The organism is Sphingopyxis sp. BE259 (assembly GCF_031457495.1).
GTDB lineage: Bacteria > Pseudomonadota > Alphaproteobacteria > Sphingomonadales > Sphingomonadaceae > Sphingopyxis.
Genome location: NZ_JAVDWM010000001.1, coordinates 3,624,191 through 3,639,998, shown reverse-complemented (window position 1 = coordinate 3,639,998; position 15,808 = coordinate 3,624,191). Strand labels below are relative to the sequence as shown.

General features: G+C 63.7%; 19 protein-coding genes. 12 read left to right on the top strand and 7 right to left on the bottom strand.

The window, feature by feature from the left end:
• Nucleotides 1-67 precede the first annotated feature (67 nt).
• Nucleotides 68-445, bottom strand: a complete 378-nt coding sequence (locus tag J2X44_RS17485; RefSeq protein ID WP_310086976.1) for a histidine triad nucleotide-binding protein — start codon at nucleotides 443-445, stop codon at nucleotides 68-70.
• An 8-nt stretch (nucleotides 446-453) separates the two neighbouring features.
• A complete protein-coding gene (locus J2X44_RS17480) occupies nucleotides 454-786 on the bottom strand; it encodes a phosphoribosyl-ATP diphosphatase (RefSeq protein ID WP_310086975.1) in 333 nt (110 codons plus the stop codon).
• 183 nt (nucleotides 787-969) lie between these two features.
• On the opposite strand from J2X44_RS17480, the gene J2X44_RS17475 reads away from it, so the two are divergent.
• The 9 genes from J2X44_RS17475 (at nucleotide 970) to J2X44_RS17435 (ending at nucleotide 8,167) form a co-directional block, all read left to right on the top strand.
• A complete protein-coding gene (locus tag J2X44_RS17475; protein WP_310086973.1) occupies nucleotides 970-4,047 on the top strand; it encodes a TonB-dependent receptor domain-containing protein in 3,078 nt (1,025 codons plus the stop codon).
• Between the two features lie 41 nt (nucleotides 4,048-4,088).
• Nucleotides 4,089-4,802 (top strand): uracil-DNA glycosylase, encoded by a 714-nt coding sequence (gene ung, locus J2X44_RS17470; RefSeq protein WP_310086972.1) that lies wholly within the window; start codon nucleotides 4,089-4,091, stop codon nucleotides 4,800-4,802.
• A complete protein-coding gene (locus tag J2X44_RS17465) occupies nucleotides 4,799-5,557 on the top strand; it encodes a sulfite exporter TauE/SafE family protein (RefSeq protein WP_310086971.1) in 759 nt (252 codons plus the stop codon). The genes ung and J2X44_RS17465 overlap by 4 nt, the downstream gene beginning before the upstream one ends.
• Before the next feature lie 78 nt (nucleotides 5,558-5,635).
• Nucleotides 5,636-5,767, top strand: coding sequence for a hypothetical protein (locus J2X44_RS17460; protein WP_310086969.1), 132 nt, complete (start codon nucleotides 5,636-5,638; stop codon nucleotides 5,765-5,767).
• Nucleotides 5,768-5,780: 13 nt separating this feature from the next.
• Nucleotides 5,781-6,236, top strand: coding sequence for a YaiI/YqxD family protein (locus J2X44_RS17455; RefSeq protein ID WP_310086968.1), 456 nt, complete (start codon nucleotides 5,781-5,783; stop codon nucleotides 6,234-6,236).
• Nucleotides 6,237-6,294: 58 nt separating this feature from the next.
• Nucleotides 6,295-6,528, top strand: coding sequence for a hypothetical protein (locus J2X44_RS17450; protein WP_310086967.1), 234 nt, complete (start codon nucleotides 6,295-6,297; stop codon nucleotides 6,526-6,528).
• Between the two features lie 42 nt (nucleotides 6,529-6,570).
• Nucleotides 6,571-6,909: a DUF962 domain-containing protein gene (locus tag J2X44_RS17445; RefSeq protein ID WP_310086966.1), complete on the top strand. Its 339-nt coding sequence runs from the start codon at nucleotides 6,571-6,573 to the stop codon at nucleotides 6,907-6,909.
• A 125-nt stretch (nucleotides 6,910-7,034) separates the two neighbouring features.
• Entirely contained in the window at nucleotides 7,035-7,595 is a 561-nt protein-coding gene (locus J2X44_RS17440; protein WP_310086964.1) for a hypothetical protein, read from the top strand.
• A gap of 143 nt (nucleotides 7,596-7,738) precedes the next feature.
• On the top strand, nucleotides 7,739-8,167 hold the full coding sequence (locus tag J2X44_RS17435) for an OsmC family protein (RefSeq protein ID WP_310086962.1): 429 nt from the start codon (nucleotides 7,739-7,741) through the stop codon (nucleotides 8,165-8,167).
• Here J2X44_RS17435 and J2X44_RS17430 read toward each other — a convergent pair.
• On the bottom strand, nucleotides 8,164-8,772 hold the full coding sequence (locus J2X44_RS17430) for a DUF6445 family protein (RefSeq protein WP_310086961.1): 609 nt from the start codon (nucleotides 8,770-8,772) through the stop codon (nucleotides 8,164-8,166). The genes J2X44_RS17435 and J2X44_RS17430 overlap by 4 nt on opposite strands.
• 226 nt (nucleotides 8,773-8,998) lie before the next feature.
• Between J2X44_RS17430 and J2X44_RS17425 the strand changes: the two genes are divergently transcribed.
• Nucleotides 8,999-9,880 carry an arylamine N-acetyltransferase gene (locus J2X44_RS17425; RefSeq protein WP_310086959.1) on the top strand — a complete coding sequence of 294 codons (882 nt, stop codon included), beginning with the start codon at nucleotides 8,999-9,001 and terminating at the stop codon, nucleotides 9,878-9,880.
• A 10-nt stretch (nucleotides 9,881-9,890) separates the two neighbouring features.
• Here the strand turns inward: J2X44_RS17425 and J2X44_RS17420 are convergent, their stop codons facing one another.
• The 3 genes from J2X44_RS17420 to J2X44_RS17410 all read right to left on the bottom strand — a co-directional run bounded on the left by J2X44_RS17420 (nucleotide 9,891) and on the right by J2X44_RS17410 (nucleotide 11,322).
• Nucleotides 9,891-10,355 carry a glycine zipper 2TM domain-containing protein gene (locus tag J2X44_RS17420; RefSeq protein WP_310086957.1) on the bottom strand — a complete coding sequence of 155 codons (465 nt, stop codon included), beginning with the start codon at nucleotides 10,353-10,355 and terminating at the stop codon, nucleotides 9,891-9,893.
• 122 nt (nucleotides 10,356-10,477) lie between these two features.
• Entirely contained in the window at nucleotides 10,478-10,786 is a 309-nt protein-coding gene (locus tag J2X44_RS17415) for a hypothetical protein (RefSeq protein ID WP_310086955.1), read from the bottom strand.
• Between the two features lie 227 nt (nucleotides 10,787-11,013).
• On the bottom strand, nucleotides 11,014-11,322 hold the full coding sequence (locus J2X44_RS17410; protein ID WP_310086952.1) for a hypothetical protein: 309 nt from the start codon (nucleotides 11,320-11,322) through the stop codon (nucleotides 11,014-11,016).
• A 90-nt stretch (nucleotides 11,323-11,412) separates the two neighbouring features.
• Between J2X44_RS17410 and J2X44_RS17405 the strand changes: the two genes are divergently transcribed.
• On the top strand, nucleotides 11,413-12,039 hold the full coding sequence (locus J2X44_RS17405) for an SOS response-associated peptidase family protein (RefSeq protein WP_310086949.1): 627 nt from the start codon (nucleotides 11,413-11,415) through the stop codon (nucleotides 12,037-12,039).
• A 59-nt stretch (nucleotides 12,040-12,098) separates the two neighbouring features.
• Nucleotides 12,099-13,877 carry a hypothetical protein gene (locus tag J2X44_RS17400; RefSeq protein WP_310086947.1) on the top strand — a complete coding sequence of 593 codons (1,779 nt, stop codon included), beginning with the start codon at nucleotides 12,099-12,101 and terminating at the stop codon, nucleotides 13,875-13,877.
• A 30-nt stretch (nucleotides 13,878-13,907) separates the two neighbouring features.
• Here J2X44_RS17400 and thiC read toward each other — a convergent pair whose 3' ends face one another.
• A complete protein-coding gene (gene thiC / locus J2X44_RS17395; RefSeq protein ID WP_310086945.1) occupies nucleotides 13,908-15,800 on the bottom strand; it encodes a phosphomethylpyrimidine synthase ThiC in 1,893 nt (630 codons plus the stop codon).
• Between the last annotated feature and the right edge of the window lie 8 nt (nucleotides 15,801-15,808).

Here is a 15,808-nt window from a genome sequence, read left to right as displayed (position 1 = left end):
CGCGTTTCGGGAAACGGCTGTGACGGCGGTCATAGACAGCGTTATTCGTCGCCCCCGCGAAGGATGTTTATCGCGCGAGCATCGGCCCCAGCTTTTGCCCCGCAAAGATATGGACGTGGAGGTGCGGGACTTCCTGATGGCTGTCGAGCCCGGTGTTGGCCAGCAGGCGATAGCCGGGGGCGACGAGCCCTTGATCGCGCGCGACCTGCCCGACGGCGCGAACGAAACCGGCGATTTCGGCGTCGCTGGCACGCGCTGAAAAATCGTCCCAGCTCACATAGGCGCCCTTGGGGATCACAAGGATATGCAGCGGCGCCTGCGGGTTGATGTCGTGGAAGGCGAGCGCGTAGTCGTCGTCATAGACGGTCTTCGACGGCAGCTCGCCGCGCAGGATGCGCGCGAAGATATTGCTGTCGTCATAGGGCTGGGTGGCGTCGATCGGCATGGGGGCTCCTAGGACTGGCGGCTGGCTTTTTCGGTGTGGCCCGAGGTGCCGTGGCGGCGAGCGAGTTCGGCGGCGATGGCGTCCCACGCGATACCGCGCTCGGCGAGCAGGATCGAAAGGTGGAAGACGAGGTCGCTTGCTTCGCCGATCAGCGCGGGGTCATCCTCGCTGACCGCGGCGATCACCGCTTCGACCGCTTCCTCGCCCAGTTTCTGCGCGATCTTGCCGCGGCCCCTGGCGGCGAGGCTGGCGACGTAGGAGGCTTCGGCTTCGCCCGCGGCGAGCCGGTCGTGGATCACCGCCTCGAGCCGCCCCAGCGCTTCACCCATTGCCTTGCTCATCCGCGCGCTCCCTTTGCGAGCGTGACTAGCGGCGCGGCGGCGCGGCGACAAGCCGGGACGGGGTGTGGCGCGAAGGACGCAGCCGCAAAATTTTAGCGGTCGGTAACCATATCGAAACGCGGATTACGGTATTTTTTCCCCGCCGGGGGGGCGAGATCAACTGTCATGTTCGGAAAAAATATCATGAAATCAGGCACCCGCCCTCAGGTGTTTCTGGCCGCCACGGCCTCGGTCATCACCTTGATCGCGGCGCCCGCCGCGGCGCAAACCGGCGAGGACGACATCGTCGTTACCGGATCGCGGATCGCGAAAAGCGAATTTACCAGCGCCGACCCGATCCAGATCATCGACGTCGCGGCGGCGAAATTGCAGGGGCAGGTCCAATTGGCCGACATCCTGCAATCGGCGCCCGCGGCGCAGGGCTCGATCCAGATCACCTCGGCGCTGTCGAACCGGATCGTCGCCAATGGCGGCAATGACGTGCAGACGGTGTCGCTGCGCGGCCTTGGCGCCGAGCGCACCCTTGTGCTGATCAATGGTCGGCGTGCGGGTCCGGCGGGAATCCGCGGGTCGGTTGCGCCCTTCGACCTCAATGTCCTGCCGCTGTCGGTGGCGGGAGAGGCCCAAGTGCTCAAGACCGGCGCGTCGTCGATCTACGGGTCGGACGCGGTCGCCGGGGTCATCAACATCCTAACCCGCAACGATCTGAACGGGTTTGAGGTCGGCGGCTTTTCGTCGATCACGCAGCATGGTGGCGGCGAAAGCTATGGCGCCGACGCGAGTTTCGGCAAGACGTTCGACCGCGGGCATATCTTTGCGACCGTCGATGCCTTTCGCCAACAAAGCCTGACCCGCCGCGATCGCGGTTTCCTGTTCTGCCCCGAGGAATATCTGAAGCGCGAAGCCGATGGCAGCCGCGCCGACATCGTCGATTTCCGCACCGGGCGACCGGCGTGCAGCAGCACTGTGGGCAATGCGATCGTCTTCGGCGATTTTTCGGGGGTCGATCCGGACGGCTTTCCAACCTTTGGCCCCGGGCTGATCGCGCCGAACGGGCAGGCGGTCTTTGCCGGGCAATATGGCCCCGAATTTGCGGGGGTCGGTATCCCGATCAATGCCTATAACCCGATCGGCGTGTTCGGCCCCGATGATTTCTTGGGGGTCAATTTTGACGGCCCATCGGCCGGCGCGCTCAATCAGTTCGAGCCGGTCGAGCAGGATATGGACGTGTTTTCGGGAGTGAGCCGGATCAGCGCCTTTGCCGAGGGCGCATATGACCTGACCGACGGCCTGACGCTTTATGGCGAGGCATTGTTTAGCAACCGCCAATCGCGGAACAACAGCTTTCAGGTGCTGACGCTGGAGCAGTTTACCGGCGCATCGATGCTGCCCTTTTTCCTGTGCAATCCGGCGGCGAACAATTGCGATCCATTCGACATCGGCGATCCGTTCAACGGCGAATTCGGCGGCAACCTCATCCTGCGCCCGCGGGTGCTGGTGAAGTCCGAAAGCCGTGCTGACGTCGACTATTATCGTGGCGTGCTGGGGTTGCGCGGCGAAATGGGCGGCGGTTGGAAATGGGATGTCCATGGCCAGCACAGCCGCTCGGACGCCAGTTACACGCAGGATGTGACCTATCAGGACGCACTCGCGTCGCAGGCCTTGCGCACCCGCTCGTGCGCCGGGACGGAGACGGCGGTGCGCGGCGTGCCATGCATCGACATCGATTTTACCGACCCGCGCGTGCTGCGCGGCGACTTTACGCCGGCCGAGCGTGCCTTCCTGACCGGACGCGAAACCGGCCGCACGCTGTTCAAGCAGACGTCGGCCGAGGCGCTGTTGACCGGCAAGTTGTTCACTCTGCCAGCCGGTCCGTTCGGCGCGGCGTTCGGCGCCAATATCCGGCGCGACGAGATCAAGGACACACCGGGCGAAGCGACGCTGGCGGGCAATGTCGCCAATTTCACCACATCGGGCATCACCGCGGGGCGCACCGTGTCTAAGGAAGTTTTTGGTGAGGTCGAAGTGCCGCTGCTTGCGGACATGCCGCTGATCGAGCGGCTGACCTTGTCGGGCGCGGCGCGCTATACCCATGTCGAGGCGACGCGCCGCGACGGGGTGCAGGACAGTTTCAGCGACACGACATGGAAGGTCGGCGCCGACTGGGCGGTCACCGACTGGCTGCGCTTCCGCGGAACCTGGGGCACGTCGTTCCGCGCCCCGGCGCTGTTCGAACTGTTCCTCGAAAACCAAACGGGCTTTCTGGGGCAGCAGGATATCGATCCCTGCATCCAGACGGCGGCACGGCTAGCGGCAGGCGCGATCAGCCAGCGGACATTCGACAATTGCGCCGCCGACGGCATCGGTCCAACCTTTGCGGGCGGCGTCGGCCCGGCGATAATCGCGTCGGGGGGCGGCATCGGCCAGCTCAAGCCCGAAACCTCGACCGCGAAAACAGTGTCGGTGATCCTGACCCCTGACTTCTCGGGGATGCTGTGGGGCGGGCTCAAGGCCCGGCTCGCGGTCGATTATTTCGATATCGAGGTGAAGGACGCGATCACCCTGCTCGGGGCGGGCAATATCTTGCGCGGCTGTTACGCATCGGACGTCACGGATGAACCGCTTTGCGGTCTTTTCACACGCACGGCGGCCGGACCCGATGCCCAGAGCGTCGCGGCGGTCACCGATCGCTATGTCAATATCAGCCGCCAGCGGAACCGCGGTGTCGACCTGTCGCTGGCGCTCGATCAGGATCTCGGCACCCTCGGCGCGCTGGCGTTTCGGGCGCAGATGACCTGGCAAGTCGAAGACAAGGTGGCGCTGTTTCCCGGCACCACGGTCGATGACAATGGCAAGATCGGCAACCCGAAATGGGTCGGTGACTTCAATCTGGGCTGGATGAAGGATGGCTGGACGCTGTTTTACGGGCTCGACGTTACCGGCGCCGCATCGAACCAGGCGGACCTGCTGACGGCGCAAGGCGGCGATCCGTGCCGCACCTCCGGATTCCGTCCCGGCGGGCGCTTTTGTCCCGATGTCAGTGTTCCGGCGACCTTCTATCATAGCTTGTCGGTCAGCCGCGACGTGGCGGATCGCTTCCGTATCACGCTGGGTGTCGCGAACCTGTTCGATACGCCCCCGCCGCGCGTCTCGACCGTCGTCACCGCGACCCCGCCGGTGATCGGGCAGGCACCCGCGTTCGGGACGCAATATGATTATCTGGGGCGGCGGTTTTTTCTGAGCGTGCGCGGCAGCCTGTAAGCCTCTGGACAAGCCCGCGCCGCTCTGGTGAAGCGCCAGCCATGGCTGACGTCAAACTGCATCCCGATTGGTTCGCGGCGATCGGCGGCGAATTCCAGCAGCCCTATATGGCGGCGTTGAAGGCGTTTCTGGGCGCCGAGCGCGACCAGGGCAAGACCATCTATCCGCGGCCGCGCGACTGGTTTGCGGCGCTTGATGCGACCCCGCCGCAGGATGTGCGTGTCGTCATCTTGGGGCAGGATCCGTACCATGGGCCGGGGCAGGCGCATGGGCTGTGTTTTTCGGTCCAGCCGGGGGTGCGGGTGCCGCCGAGCCTGGTCAATATCTACAAGGAAATGCAGAGCGATTTGGGCATTGCGCGGGCGTCGCACGGGTACCTCAAACATTGGGCGGACCAAGGCGTGCTGCTGCTCAACAATTGCCTGACGGTCGAGGCGGGACAGGCGGCGTCACATCAGAAGCGCGGGTGGGAGCAGTTTACCGATGCGGTGGTCGCCGCGGTTGCTGCCGATCCGGCGCCCAAGGTGTTCATCCTGTGGGGCAGTCACGCGCAAAAGAAGGCGGCGCATGTCGCGGGGCTGAGCGCGGCCAGCCCGCACCTGATCCTGCGCGCGCCGCATCCCTCGCCGCTGTCGGCGCACAACGGCTTTTTCGGATCGCGGCCGTTCAGCCAAGCCAATGCCTTCCTCGAAACCCACGGCCGCGGGGCGATTGATTGGCGCCTGCCCGAACACCCCGACGTCGCGGCCGGATGAGCCTGCTGAGCGACCCGCTGACGCTCGCCGTGCTGGCGCTGGCGGTGATCTTGCTCGGGCTGGCTAAGGGCGGATTGTCGGGGGTCGGCGCGCTGGCGACGCCAATCGTCGCGCTGGTGTTGCCGCCGACGCTGGCTGCCGCGCTGCTGCTGCCGATCCTGATCGTGCAGGACGTCGTCAGCGTGTGGTCGTTTCGCAAGACCTGGGATGGGTGGATCATCGGCTGGATGCTGCCGGGCGCCGCGCTGGGCATCGTGGCGGGCTATTTTTTAGCCGATCAGGTCGACGAGGCGAAGCTGATGGCGGCGCTGGGCGCGATCACGCTGGCGTTCGGGGTGTACCGGCTGTGGGTCGAACGCGGCGGGCGAGCGGTCGCGGCATCGACATCGCCCGGCTGGGTCGGCAGCCTGTTCGGGGTCGCCACCGGTTTCACCAGCCAGATTGCACACGCGGGCGGCCCGCCGTTCCAGATGTGGGTGACACCCCGCCGCCTGCCGCATCTGGTGTTCGTCGGCACCAGTTCGGTGCTGTTTGCGGCGATCAACTGGATCAAGGTGCCCGCCTATGTTGCGCTCGGCGCCTTTCCGCACGAGGTGCTGGTCGCCGCGGCGCTGCTGATGCCGCTCGCGATCGGTTCGACGCTGCTCACGGTGCGCTGGCTGAGACGGATCGATGGCGCGCGTTTCTATGTCATCATCTATGCGCTGATGATCCTGCTCGGCGCCAAGCTGATGTGGGACGGACTGGTGGGTTAAAGGGCGACTTGCGGCGGCAAAGCGCGTAGGCTGCGCGGCGACGGGCAAAGGCGTCCGCTCCCTTTCAAGGTATTGACCATGGCCAAAGGCCAGAAGAAGACGAACCGCGAAGTCCGCAAGCCCAAGGCTGAAAAGCCCAAAAAGACGAACGCCAGCAATCCGTCGACCAAGGTCGGGGTGGTTGCCGGCCTCGACAATATGAAGAAGTAACTGCGCCGCCGCCATGCCTGCCCCGACGATATTGGTCGATGCCGACGCCTGCCCGGTGAAGGACGAGATTTACCGCGTTGCGTGGCGGCACGAGGCCGCGGTGAAGGTGGTGAGCAACAGCCGGTTGCGCGTCCCCGATCACCCGCTGATCGAGCGCATTGTCGTTTCCGACGGCTTTGATGCCGCCGACGACTGGATCGCCGAAGCGGCGAATGTGCAGAGCATCGTAATCACCGCCGATATCTTGCTCGCCGACCGGGCGCTGAAGGCGGGGGCGACGGTGCTGGGCCCGAACGGCAAGCCGTTCACCATGGCGTCGATCGGCCCGGCGATCGCGACGCGCGCGATCATGGCCGATCTGCGCGCCGGGGGCGATCAGATCGGCGGTCCGCGGCCCTTTTCAAAAGCCGACCGGTCGCAATTCCTGCAGGCGCTCGACAGTGCGTTGGTGCGGTTGAAGCGGGGCTAGGGCGCTTGTGCTTCCCATGGGTCGCGCTTAGAGTTTGGCCGGAATGAAAGGACGCGCCATGCTGGTCCTGTTGCCCTGGTTTTTGGTCGCTGCCGCACCGGATGCTGCGCCGGTGGCCATCACCTATCGCGGCGCTGAGGACGGGGTGGGTAATGGCACCGGCTATGATGCCGCAGCCGAGGCGGTGGGCGCGCGGCTGTTCCCCGATCTGGCGAAGTTCAAGGCGGAAGAAGCGAAACGATGCGCGCTGGTCGAGGAACATTGGGACGTGATCGTCCACCGTAGCGAATAAGCGCCGCGCGCGCCGCCATCAATCCAGCGAAAGCCGATCATCATGCCGCGCCAATACACGACATTCGCCGAATTCTGGCCCTTTTACCTGCGCGAGCATAGCAAGGCGTCGACGCGGGCGCTGCATTATGTCGGGACCAGCCTGGTCGTACTGATCGCAGTCGTCGCGGTGCTGAGCGGGCGGTGGGCGTGGCTGATTGCTTTGCCGCTTGCGGGCTATGCCTTTGCGTGGGCGGCGCATTTCGGGGTCGAGAAGAACCGCCCGGCGACCTTTACCTATCCGTTGTGGAGCCTGGCCGCCGATTTCAAGATGTGGGGGCTGTGGCTGACCGGTCGACTGGGCGCCGAGCTCGATCGCGCTGGGGTGCCGCGGCGGCGCTGACCGCTTGTCGCCGCGTGTCGCTGCTTATGTCCCTTTGAAGCAGGCCTTATCTTGCGATCACGGCGCTTTGCGCCCATCGTGATCGCGGGTCGCACCGGATCAATGCCGATGGCGGGGAGAATCTTATGCGACGGAATGTAAGCGGTGCGATCGTGGTCGGAATGGGCGCTTTGTTGCTGGGCGCGTGCGGCGGCGGGGCGGTCGATGGCGCGGCCGACGATGGCGAAAGCAACGTGGCGGCGGTCAGCGACTGGGATGCCAGCGATGCCTGCGCGTTGCTCGACAAGGCGGCGGTCGGTGCGGCGCTGGGCGACACGGTCACCGAAACCAGCCTGGCCTTTGTCACCAAGGCCGAGGGCAGTAATGCCGCGACGTCCGAATGCACTTATATGCTCGCGGGCGGCAGTCGCGCGACGCTGATGGCGCGCCGATCGCCGATTGCCGACAACAATGACGCGGCGATCAAGCAGACGCGCGAGACGACCGAGAAAACGATGGCGGCCTTTTCGGACAAGAAGATCGAAGATGTCGCGGGGCTGGGCAAGGCAGCGTTCTTCGTCCCGGGGATCAACCAGATGAATGTCTTTCTCGACGATAGCCGGTTCGTTATCCTGACCGTCGGCAGCGCCCCCGATGCAACGGCAAAGGATGTCGCGGCGGGGCTGGTCAAGAAGATCGCGCCGTAGGGGGCGGCAACGTCGCCGCCGTTTCGTCGATGAAAGGGTGTGACAGCGCGCGGCCGCGCGCGGTAGATTGCCGGGCACCCGACGTGCGGGTCCGAGTCCCGCCCGATCGGTGGCCCCGTCCATTCTGCCAAGGAGACATTCCCATGACCATCAATCGCGCGTCCGCCCGTTACGAAGGCTTCGGCAAGGAGGGCAAGGGGTCGATCACGACCAAGTCGGGGGTTCTCGACCAGCAGCCCTATGGGTTCGGGACCCGGTTCGAGGGGGTGCCGGGGACCAACCCAGAAGAACTGATCGCGGCGGCGCACGCGGCGTGTTTCACGATGGCGCTGTCGTTCGGCCTCGCACGCGCCGGATATGCCGGCGATACGCTGGAGACGACCGCCGCGGTGACGCTCGATGTCGTCGAGGGCGGCTTCGAGATCAGCAAGTCGGCGCTGACGTTGGTCGCCAAGGTGCCGGGGATCGACGCCGACGAGTTTGCCCGGATCGCCAAGGAAGCCGAAATGAACTGCCCGGTGTCAAAGCTGCTCGATTGCGAAATCACGCTTGAGCACAGCCTGGAAAATTAAGCTGCCGCAGCGAAGAACATCAGATAGACGAGCCGCCCGTCGGCGGGGGTGGTGCCGAAACCCGCCGCGCTGTTGTGAAACATCCACGGGCTGAACAGGATCAGCCGGTTGCAACGCATCGGCGCGGTAAAGCTCTTTTCCCAGCGCGCGGGGCGGGCGGTGTCGCGGTTGACGACGTCGTCGACCAGCTGGTTGATGTCGTCATATCCGGCAGCGACGATACCGTCGCGCGTCGTCGGAACGCGGTCGAGCCCGGTGCGGCGGTGGCGATAGAAATCGGTGCCGCCGCGGCAATGTTCGGGCAGGCTGAGATAGAGGATGCCCGAGTAGAAGGCGGGGTCGATATGGACTCCGCTGCGCCCGCGATCGCCCTTCAGAGTCAGGCGGCAATGGCCATGCAGGGTGCCCGGGGCGCCGACGACGGGGGTACCGACGATACGCGAGACATAGTCGTCGAGCCCCTTGATCGGCAGTGTCCGCGCCGACACGATACCGGGATAATTGGCGTTCTGGTCGCGGGCATCATAACCGAGCGCCAGCGCCTGCCGCCGCAGTTCCAGGGGGTCGGCGGCGAAATCATCGATCATGGCGAACGCGGGCGTCATCGGCGGGAAAAGGTGGTCCGGGCGATCGCCGTCATGTGTTAATTCCTGTCACCAACCGCGGCGGCCCACGCCGCCGTGCTCGCCTGCACCGGCCCTAAAGGCGATCAGTCGTTTCGACAAGGCGGGGTCGCCAAGCGGAACGCGCCGCGTCTTTCGTCGCTTGACCTCAACCGTGGTGGAGCTTTCATAAGCATCGGCAGATGATTCGCGAACGGAGTCTTTGCCGATGTTGCACTACCCTGCTGCCCCAATTTCGAACGCCGTTGATGGCGAGGCCGCGCTGTCCGGGGCGCCGCCGTTGTTGACACGCTATCTGGCCCGGATTGGCTATCGCGGTCCGTTGACGCCGACGCTGGACGTGCTCACCGCGTTGCAGGCGGCGCATATAGCGGCGATCCCGTTCGAAGCGATCGACGTGTTGACCGGCGCCGGGATCGACATTGGCGCCGACGCCGTCGAGGCCAAGCTGATCGGCCAGCGGCGCGGCGGTTATTGTTTCGAACAGAATGGCCTGTTCCTGCGCATATTGCAGGCCATCGGGTTCGAGGCCGAGGCGATGTTGGGCCGGGTGCGCTGGATGCTGCCCGCCGACGCCGCCGCGACGCCGCGCACCCATATGGTGGTGCTGGTCACGCTGGACGGGCGGCCGTGGCTGGCCGACGTCGGGTTCGGTGCCGCGGTGCCGCCGCAGCCGCTGGCCATGGACAGCGAAGCGCCGCAGCCGACGGTCCACGAACGCTATCGCGTGCTGCGCAACGGTTTTGGCTGGGAAGTGGCGGCCGAGGTCGGCGAAACCTGGCAGCCGCTGTACCGGCTCGACGATGGTCCGGCGCTGCCGATCGATTGCGTTGTCGGCAATTGGTACACGTCGGCGCATCCCGATTCGCATTTCCGCCACGAGTTGATCACGGCGCGCACGACTCCGCAAGCGCGCTATGCGCTGCGAGACAACCGGTTGACGGTGCGGCTGGCCGACGGGCGGTCCGACCGGCGCTACCTGACCGCGGACGAAATCGAACGGACGCTGCCGGAGCTGTTCGGGCTGCTGGTGCGGCCCCACTGGCGCGCCGCGATCGAGCGCGCCGCGACAGTGGAGATCGGCGGCTAGCCCAGCGGCCTCAGCGGCAACGCACGTCGTTATTGCCGCTGCGTTCGATAGCGCGCCCGGCGACCGCGCCGCCGACTGCGCCCAGAATCGTGCCCAGCGTTTCCGATCCACCGGGAGCGATGACGTTGCCGGCGATGCCGCCCGCGATGCCGCCGACGATCAGCCCGGTCGATCCGTCGTTGCGGCGGCAATAATATTTATTGTCGCGGCCGCGATACACCCGGTCGTTCGACGACAGGCGGCGTTCGCGATAACGGCGGTCGGAGCGATAATATTGATCGGCATAATAGCCGCCGTAGCGCGGATCGGGACGGTCATAATCATAATTGCCATATTGGCTGTAATAGCCCGGGTCATAATAGCCGTAGCCGCCGTCGTCATAGGCGCTGGCGCCGCCACCGATACCGCCATAAGTACCGGCGCAGCCGGCCAACGCGGTCGCCGCGGCAAGCGGCAGGATCATCAGCTTGTTCATCGACATCACTCCATTCAGGTCGCGTGCCGGGCCAAGCGGGCGTGGGCATGCTTTGTTGTTGCCCCACACATGAGGTAAAGTCCTGAGAGAGCGAGGAGTTCCGCCGCGGCGCGGCGCGGCGATTATTCGATATCGTCGGATGGGTCGAGCCGCACCGTCCACATCGGCTGGCCGGTGGGCGACAACGTGATGTCGTGGCTGGGCACCATGTCGGCCCCGGTCTCGATCCACCCGCGCCCGTCGCATTTGGGACAGGGGACGCGGATCGACCGGTGACTGATCAGGTCGATCTGGCTGTTCCACTGGCCGTGGCCGCTGCACACCGGGCACCGCTGGTCAAGATCACCGGTCCGGTGGCGCGGCGAAATGCCGTCGAGCGCATGCGGATCGGCGGGGCCGGTGCAATGGACGATGTTCGAGGGGTGCGACATGGCGTGCCTTTGGGGATGGGTCTGGGCCAAAGTTCAGGAAAGTTCAGCCCATTGGCGATACGGTGGCGGTGGCATCGGGTGGGGGGGCAGACGGGGGGACAGGGACGGCGACGAGACGGAGCGGAAGTGGGCAAGGTCGCTGCCGCAGCGTCAGAAAGAGTGAAGCATATGGGTAGGTTGTAGGAAAGGGGTTTTGGGCCCCCGATGTGCGAAATAGGACCGGGCTGTTATGTTCCGCCAAGCAGCCAGCGGCCATGTTCGACATGGGTGGTCTTGCCGACGATGCTTTCAGTCAGGATGATCTCGTCGACCGTCCAGCCGATCGGCGGCAATTTCAGCGCGCCGAAGGTCTGCGAACCCAGCCGGTCGCCGCGATAGTTGATCGTGATGTGCGGTTCGGGGTGGTGCCGTCCATGATCGGCGCCTTTTCGTGCAGCAGATGATTGACCAGCGCCCTCTGGAACGCCCGTGCCTCGGCCAGCGGTGCGCGACTTGCCGTTTTCACTGTTCGTTGAAAACCGGGCCGTCGTTTTCAACGAAATGGCGATTTGGTGGAAAACGGCCATCATGCTTTGTGCGGCGGATATGCCGGGCGTTGGGGGATTGGCAATGCTTGGGTTTCGGGCATGATGCCGCGCGTCATGTGCAACCATTATCAGAATCACCCCGAAGCGATCCCGACGTGGCGGCAATATATCGGGATCGACCCGCATGTTTATGACCCGCCCTTTTCGGAGACGCGGATCGACGTGTGGCCGCGGCGGATGGGCGAGGTGGTGCGGACGGTCGACGGCACGCGCGTCGCGGGCGAGATGGTGTGGGGGGTGCCGCTGACCCTGCCCGGCAAGCGGCCGGGGACGACGGTGACCAAATATGTCACCAACGTCCGCAACCTGGCCAGCCCGTTCTGGGCCAATATGCTGAAACGCCCGGCGCAGCGGTGCCTGGTGCCATTCAGCCGCTTTGCCGAACCGAAATTGGGGCCGGACGGCAAGGGGACGAAGGACGAGCATTGGTTCCGCGTCGCCGACCGCGAGGTCGCGGCGTTCGCGGGGCTGTGGCGCCCGACCGCGGTCGGCGACGCCTATGCGTTTCTGACCTGCGCCCCCAACCCGCTGGTCGCGCTGCTGCACCCCAAGGCGATGCCGGTGATCCTGGCCGAGGATGATTATGCGACATGGCTGGACGGCGATGCCGAGGCGGCGGCGGCGCTGGCGGTGCCGTTTCCGTCGCAGCTGATGGTGGTGGAGTAGGTGTGGGTTTGGGCGTTAACGAAACTGTACCGTAATTCCCGAAAAACTTGGAAAACACTATGGCAATTCCCGATAATTGGTTTCGATATCCCGATCTAAAAGGCCGAAAAGTTGCTGACTCCGTTTGGATACCACTCCGTGCGTCCGAGGATATTCTCTCGGTCGGCAAGTATGGCGATCTTGGATACCTGCGCGAGTCATTTTGCTGTGCAAGTTTGGCCGTCCATCTGGCTCACCGCGAGGAAGGAGAGAAGCTCGGCTGGATGGACATTGGGCTAATACACGTGATTAACAGCTGTGCTGATGAGAAGGCGTATAAGGCGGCGGATGAGTATTGGGATGATTGGCCTTCCGATTATACCACCGGCATAGAATTGGTATTACCTCAAAGCTTTGGTTTGGATCATCTGGCTGAATGGCATTTACATCAAGATTTTGTCATCGCATTGGGACTGTTACGAGAGGGTGATATTTGGGTTCGACCGGAAGAAGGATACGTCGAAGTAGTTCGTCTTATAAGAGACGAAGAGGGTTCTCCCCGGCGCCTTGAAGCAAGAGCGGACCATCTTCGGGACTACTTGGCAGCACGAAAAATGGCTTTGCGGCTAGTGTGGTATCGCGATCGAGATGCGATCGTTGAGGACACCCGCCGGTTTGATATCACGTCTGAAGAGGTGACCGAAGAACGCCCAAACTTCCGATGGGTGGGGCGAAATTTCCCTATTCATGAAGGTTCGGGAGATAGGATCGGTTCCCAAACTGCGGTGTTTCATGTTTGGCGTACCGACGTTGACCCGGATGCAGACGTGCCTGTCTTCGGCGATGAGGCAGAAGACAATACTGACTATTCGTCTCATACATTTTCACGGGGAGGAGCGACTGTATATCGGGTGGAAGGCGAAATCTGGGCGGAAGAATGGATCGAACCTGCCGAGAAAAGTCCGCGCATCCGACGTGATAAGGTCGCGTCTAGCGTAGCGTTCATCGTCTCTGCTTCCGGCGAGACACAAGCCGCAGATGATTTGAACAATGAAGATATCGGGAAATACCTTTGGTTCAGGCCGGACGTGATCCCGGATATGGTTTCGCGTCGAGGAGTGAAACTGGCTTGGTACACGTTAGATACCGCTGGTTTGGAGCTTTCGTCAGGCTATCGAGTGCATTTCGGTATAAACCGGATCGGCTTGGTAACCGTTTATGCATACGACATCGCGCGGTTGCCGGAATGGCAGCGGCGCATCTGGCAAGGATTCAATGTCTCGCCTGAAGGAGGCGTTTCCAAAGAGTTGCTTGACGCGCAAATGAAGTCGCGCCCCGCCGGGACTATGGCGCCTGAAGCGCATCTGGCCGAAGCATTGCAGGACATAGACGAAAAATTCGCCGCTCGCTTTGGCGTTCATTTGTTTCGCAAGCATGAGTCTCGCGCCAGTATTTTGGCGTCCATCCATCGATTTAGGGCGCTGGATCAGCATGGCGTTTTCGCCCTCGCAAAGGATATTTCCCGCCTTATCGTCGAAGCGATTGATAGCTCCGAACTACAAAAAATTGCCCCTCCGCCGAAAGGCGGTGGGGGGACCGGTTCAATCAAATCTTTAGAGCGCGTGTTGTCCACATTAGTTTCTGATGACCTCGCCCGTAGATCTCTAACCAGACTGGTTGGAATATATGAGCTACGAGGCGCCGACGCTCACCTGCCCTCGTCGGAATTGGAGGAGGCTTTCAAGTTGGCCGGTATAGACAGGACGCTAGAACCGATTGAGCAAGGCCTACAAATGCTAATGAGGACGATGCAGGCGCTCGCAGGCCTGCATCGCTTAATATCCTCTGATGGTGACTAAGCTCCCACTCAAATTAGGGAGGAATGCGCGTTAGTCATGCTCCCTTCCACCAGCTCCCATATACAACTCGCGCCCGGTGTCCTCATAGACTTGGCTCATTTCCGCCATGCCCTTCTCCGCCTCCTCGACGGCGATGAAGCCTTCGGCGTCCTGATTTTGCAAGCGGGCAAACTCGCGCACTTCCTGGCTGATCTTCATCGAGCAGAATTTCGGGCCGCACATGCTGCAGAAATGCGCGGTCTTGGCGCCTTCCGCGGGGAGCGTCTGGTCGTGGTACTGTTCTGCGGTGTCGGGGTCGAGCGACAGGTTGAACTGGTCGCGCCAGCGGAATTCGAAGCGGGCTTTCGATAGCGCGTCGTCGCGGACCTGTGCGGCGGGGTGGCCCTTGGCAAGGTCGGCGGCGTGGGCGGCGAGCTTGTAGGTGACGACGCCGACCTTCACATCGTCGCGGTCGGGCAGGCCCAGATGTTCCTTGGGCGTGACGTAGCAAAGCATCGCGGTGCCGTACCAGCCGATCTGCGCGGCGCCGATGCCGCTGGTGATATGGTCGTAGCCCGGCGCGATGTCGGTGGTGAGCGGCCCCAATGTGTAGAAGGGCGCCTCGCCGCAGGCCTCCAGCTGCTTTTCCATATTCTCCTTGATCTTGTGCATCGGGACGTGGCCCGGCCCCTCGATCATCACCTGGACGTCCTGTGCCCAGGCGCGCTTGGTGAGCTCGCCAAGCGTGTAGAGCTCGGCGAACTGCGCCTCGTCGTTCGCGTCATAGATGCTGCCGGGGCGGAGGCCGTCGCCAAGGCTGTAGGCGACGTCATAGGCCTTCATGATCTCGGTAATCTCGTCGAAGCGTTCGTAGAGGAAGCTTTCCTTGTGATGCGCGAGGCACCATTTCGCCATGATGCTGCCGCCGCGCGAAACGATGCCGGTCATGCGCTTCGCCGCGAGGGGGACGTAGGGCAGGCGGACGCCCGCGTGGATGGTGAAATAATCGACGCCCTGTTCGGCCTGTTCGATCAGCGTGTCGGCAAAGATTTCCCAGGTCAGATCCTCGGCGACGCCGCCGACTTTCTCCAGCGCCTGATAGATGGGGACGGTGCCGATCGGGACCGGCGAGTTGCGGATGATCCATTCGCGGGTGTCGTGGATGTTACGCCCGGTCGACAGGTCCATGACGGTGTCGGCGCCCCAGCGGATCGACCAGACCATCTTGTCGACCTCGGCCGCGACGTCGCTGGCGACCGCGCTGTTGCCGATATTGGCGTTGATCTTGACGAGGAAGTTGCGGCCGATCGCCATCGGCTCGGATTCGGGGTGGTTGATGTTGCTGGGGATGATCGCGCGGCCGCGCGCGACCTCGTCGCGGACGAATTCGGGGGTGACATAATCGGGGATGCTGGCGCCGAAGCTTTCGCCGTCGCGCTTATATTCGGACAGGCGGGCGCGGCCGAGGTTTTCGCGCTCGGCGACATATTCCATCTCGGGGGTGATGATGCCGCGGCGGGCATAGTGCATCTGGCTGACGTTCTGGCCCGGCTTGGCGCGCAGGACCTGCTTCTTGACGTTGGGGAAGGCGGGGACTCCGCCGCTGCGGTCGGGGCCGAGCTGGCCGTTATCCTCGGGGCGGACCTCGCGCTGGGCGACTTCCTGCACGTCGCCGCGGCCGACGATCCAGTCGCGGCGGAGTTCGGCGAGGCCGGCGTTGATGTCGATGGTGGCATTGGCGTCCGTATAAGGACCGCTGGTATCATAGACGCGGACGGGGGGCTCGCCCGAATGCGGGTCGAGGTCGATCTCGCGCATTGCGACGCGGATGCCGCTGCCGGTCTGCGTCGCGACATGGATCTTGCGGCTGCCCCGAATCGGCCCGGTGGTGACGCCGATGGGCTGGGCTTGCGCTTTGTCGAGGCGGGAATCGATGTCGGCCATGTGCAGTC